Raw genomic sequence first — 3,597 nt, 5'->3', positions numbered from 1 at the left:
GAGGCCTGGATCATACTCGTCTCCTCGTCATGAGTGGGACGGGGTAACGAGCGTCGGACGCCGGGGTTTCTATGGCCGAGCTGATCAACCTCAACAAAGCCCGCAAGGCCAAGGCTCGCGCCGACGGCAAGGCCCAGGCCGCGGAGAACCGCGCGAAGTTCGGCCAGACTAAGGGCCAGAAGGCGGTCGCGAAGCTCGACGCCGAGCGCGCCCGGCGCGAGCTCGACGGCAAGAAGCGGGAAGACTAGGCGGCCTTCGGCACTGCGCGGTCGCGCACGTCCTCGGGGATGGAGTCGTAGATGGTCGGCGGGGTGATGCCGAGACGCTTGCGGGCGGCCTCCAGCGGCTCGCGCATCAGGCGCTCGTAGTCCTCGCCCAGCAGCCACTTGGCCGCCTTGCCGCGCTTGTAGCCCTGCCAGATCGCCTTCACGTACGGCTGGCTCTTGTCCTTCCGGGCGCGGCTCGCCGCGCCCAGCGCGATCAGCGCCCAGCCCAGGCCCTGCGTCTGCGCGTACGAGAACGCCACCAGGCACGCCTCGCCCAGGCCATCCCGGTGATAGCCCGACAGAATGTGCCAGATGTCGTGCACGTCGCGCGTGCGGCGGCCGAACCAGGCGTAGGGATGCGGCTCGTCGATGTCGCCCCGTCCTTCGCGGCTGATGTCCGCCAGGCCGTCGGCCGACAGGTTCTCCGAGCGGATGAAATGGCGATAGGCGGCGCCGACGCTGCCTTCCGGCATGCTGTCCAGCCAGGCATCGTCCATCAGCTTGTCCGCGAACTCCTCCTGGGCGAACGCAATCTTGCCGCCCTCCACCGTCGTCAGCAGGCGCTGGTAGCCCTTCGCCGTCGACGAGCCGTTCAGCGCCCGCATGATCTCGAACACCTGCCGGGTATCTTCCTTGTCGGCCAGCAGGCGCCGCAGCGACTTCAGCGCGTGCGCCCAGTCCAGCTTCGTGGAAATCTGCCGCGGCTCGGCGCGGAAGTCGGCGGTGTCGGCAGTCATGGCCATCGGCGGGGAGTCCTGTTCTAGCCTCGTCGCATACAAAAATGACGCCCCCGTCATCTTTTGACAAGGGGCTAGTTGAACATGGCGTCAACTTCGTAAAGGAGCGGTATGCCCAGCCTGAAGAAACGCTCCGTCCTGCTCTCGGGCCACGCGACCTCGATCGCCCTGGAGCCCGAGTTCTGGGCCGTCCTCGACGCGATGGCGGAGGCGCGCGGATCCAGCCTGGCCCAACTGATCGTCAGCATCGACCGCGGCCGCGGCGAGCGCCCCCTCGCCTCCGCGTGCCGCGTGGCGGCGCTGGCTTTCGCCAGCGACCGCTAGCGGCTACTTCGGGACCGGCGTCGGAACGTCCGGGATCCGCGGCGCGTCGGGCAGTCGGGGCGTGCGGAACACCGGCACGCTGTCCGCCGCCTTCACCGCGGCGGCCCCCAGCACGCCGGCGTCGTCCCGCCCCTGACACGCGTACCAGAGCAGCACCACGACCAGCATCGCCACAGCCCCAGCGGCGAATGCGATCCACGGATTTGAACGGCGCACGGCCATCTCCCCGAAACGGACGCCTTGCCTCCGCCGTTCCGCCCCCTTAAGCGCGCAAGCCTTTGTGCTACATATGTTCCGATGCCATCTCACGAATCCTCAGACCTCCCCGCGCCACGCCTCAGCGACCTGGCCCGCGTCGATGCGCGGCCGGCCGACTATCTCGCCGGGCTGAACCCCGAGCAGCGCGAGGCCGTCGAGGCCGTCGACGGCCCGGTGCTGGTGCTGGCCGGCGCCGGCACGGGCAAGACCAAGGTGCTGACCACCCGCCTGGCGCACATCCTGGCCAGCGGCCGGGCCAAGCCGTGGGAGCTGCTGGCGGTCACCTTCACCAACAAGGCCGCGCGCGAGATGCGGGAGCGGATCGCTCACATCATCGGCCCCTCGGCCGAGGGCCTGCGCTGGCTGGGCACCTTCCACTCGGTGGCGGCCCAGATCCTGCGCCGTCACGCCGAGCTGGTGGGCCTGAAGTCGAACTATACGATCATCGACACCGACGATCAGGAACGGCTGATCAAGCAGGTGCTGGAAGCCGAGAACATCGACACCAAGCGCTGGACGCCCAAGGCGCTGGCCGGCCTGATCGACCACTGGAAGAACCGCGGCTGGCGTCCCGACCAGCTTCCGCCCGCCGAGGCCCAGGCCTTCGCCAACGGCAAGGGCCAGGCGCTGTACCGCCTCTACCAGGAGCGCATGCGCATCCTGAACGCGTGCGACTTCGGCGACCTGCTGCTCCACAACCTGACGATCTTCGTCAGCCAGCCCGACGTGCTGGCCGAGTACCACAACCGCTTCAAGTACCTGCTGGTCGACGAATACCAGGACACCAACGTCGCCCAGTACCTGTGGCTGCGCCTGCTGGCCCAGAAGAGCCAGAACCTCTGCTGCGTGGGCGACGACGACCAGTCGATCTACGGCTGGCGCGGCGCCGAGGTGGACAACATCCTGCGCTTCGAGCGCGACTTCCCGGGCGCCAAGGTGGTCCGGCTGGAGCGCAACTACCGCTCCACCAGCCACATCCTGGCCGCCGCCTCGGGGCTGATCGCCACCAACAAGGGCCGGCTCGGCAAGACGCTGTGGACCGAGAGCCAGGGCGGCGAGAAGGTCGTCGTCCGCGGCATCTGGGACGGCGAGGCCGAGAGCCGGCTGATCGCCGACGAGATCGAGCGCGCCAAGCGCGGCACGACCGACAAGCCGGCGCGCAAGTACCGCGACATCGCCATCCTGGTCCGCGCCTCGTTCCAGATGCGGGCCTTCGAAGAGCGGTTCGTTATGCTGCAGATCCCTTACGTGGTGATCGGCGGCCCGCGCTTCTTCGAGCGCGCCGAGATCCGCGACGCCATCGCCTACCTGCGGCTTATCCAGTCGCCCGACGACGACCTGGCCTTCGAACGCATCGTCAACACGCCCAAGCGCGGCATCGGCGACACCACCGTCCAGAAGCTGTTGCAGATCGCCCGCCTGAATGGCGTGCCCGCCAGCGCGGCGGCGCGTCAGCTCGTCCTCACCGACGAACTGGCCGCCAAGACCCGCACGTCCCTCGCCAATTTCCTGCGCGACCTCGACCGCTGGCGCGGCCAGGCCCAGCATATCCACCACGCCCGCCTGATGGAGCAGGTGCTGGAGGAGAGCGGCTACACCGACATGCTGAAGCTGGACCGCTCCCCCCAGGCGCAGGGCCGGCTGGAGAACCTCAAGGAACTGGTCCAGTCCATGGGCGGCTACGAGACGCTCGAAGCCTATCTCGAACACGTCTCCCTGGTCATGGACCTGGAGCGCGGCCCCGCCGCCGACAGCGTGCAGATCATGACCCTGCACCAGGCCAAGGGCCTGGAATTCCCGCTCGTCTTCCTGCCCGGGTGGGAGGAAGGCGTCTTCCCCTCCCAGCGCAGCATGGACGAGAAGGGCGAGAAGGGCCTCGAGGAGGAACGCCGGCTGGCCTATGTCGGCATCACCCGGGCGCGGGAGGAGGCGCGGATCAGCTTCGCCGCCAACCGCCAGGTCTACGGCCGCTGGACCAGCCAGCTCCCCAGCCGCTTCGTCGACGAACTGCC

5 protein-coding genes are annotated in these 3,597 nt (G+C 68.6%); 3 read left to right on the top strand and 2 right to left on the bottom strand.

Annotated elements, in window-relative coordinates:
- Nucleotides 1-71 precede the first annotated feature (71 nt).
- Nucleotides 72-248 (top strand): DUF4169 family protein, encoded by a 177-nt coding sequence (locus Q0L11_RS16390; protein ID WP_296598642.1) that lies wholly within the window; start codon nt 72-74, stop codon nt 246-248.
- On the opposite strand, the gene Q0L11_RS16385 is transcribed toward Q0L11_RS16390, so the two are convergent.
- Entirely contained in the window at nt 245-1,009 is a 765-nt protein-coding gene (locus tag Q0L11_RS16385) for a Coq4 family protein (RefSeq protein WP_296598641.1), read from the bottom strand. The two genes, Q0L11_RS16390 and Q0L11_RS16385, sit on opposite strands and share 4 nt — an antisense overlap.
- A 105-nt stretch (nt 1,010-1,114) precedes the next feature.
- Here Q0L11_RS16385 and Q0L11_RS16380 point away from each other — a divergent pair, with 105 nt between their 5' ends.
- Nucleotides 1,115-1,327, top strand: a complete 213-nt coding sequence (locus Q0L11_RS16380; protein WP_296598640.1) for a ribbon-helix-helix domain-containing protein — start codon at nt 1,115-1,117, stop codon at nt 1,325-1,327.
- Between the two features lie 3 nt (nt 1,328-1,330).
- On the opposite strand, the gene Q0L11_RS16375 is transcribed toward Q0L11_RS16380, so the two are convergent.
- Nucleotides 1,331-1,543: a hypothetical protein gene (locus Q0L11_RS16375; RefSeq protein WP_296598638.1), complete on the bottom strand. Its 213-nt coding sequence runs from the start codon at nt 1,541-1,543 to the stop codon at nt 1,331-1,333.
- An 81-nt stretch (nt 1,544-1,624) separates the two neighbouring features.
- Between Q0L11_RS16375 and Q0L11_RS16370 the strand changes: the two genes are divergently transcribed.
- Nucleotides 1,625-3,597: ATP-dependent helicase (locus Q0L11_RS16370; protein WP_296598637.1), on the top strand; the 1,973-nt coding region annotated here is incomplete at its 3' end.

Origin of the sequence: Phenylobacterium sp. (assembly GCF_024508875.1) — a bacterium.
In the GTDB taxonomy this organism is placed as follows: Bacteria; Pseudomonadota; Alphaproteobacteria; order Caulobacterales; family Caulobacteraceae; genus Phenylobacterium.
Note: the sequence above shows the minus strand (reverse complement) of the source record. Positions and strands in the feature narration are given on the sequence as shown.

Bases quoted from the DNA above. Each gene is read 5' to 3' on its own strand.
- Q0L11_RS16390 (WP_296598642.1), top strand. From the start codon at position 72: ATGGCCGAGCTGATCAACCTCAACAAAGCCCGCAAGGCCAAGGCTCGC.
- Q0L11_RS16385 (WP_296598641.1), bottom strand. From the start codon at position 1,009: ATGGCCATGACTGCCGACACCGCCGACTTCCGCGCCGAGCCGCGGCAG.
- Q0L11_RS16380 (WP_296598640.1), top strand. From the start codon at position 1,115: ATGCCCAGCCTGAAGAAACGCTCCGTCCTGCTCTCGGGCCACGCGACC.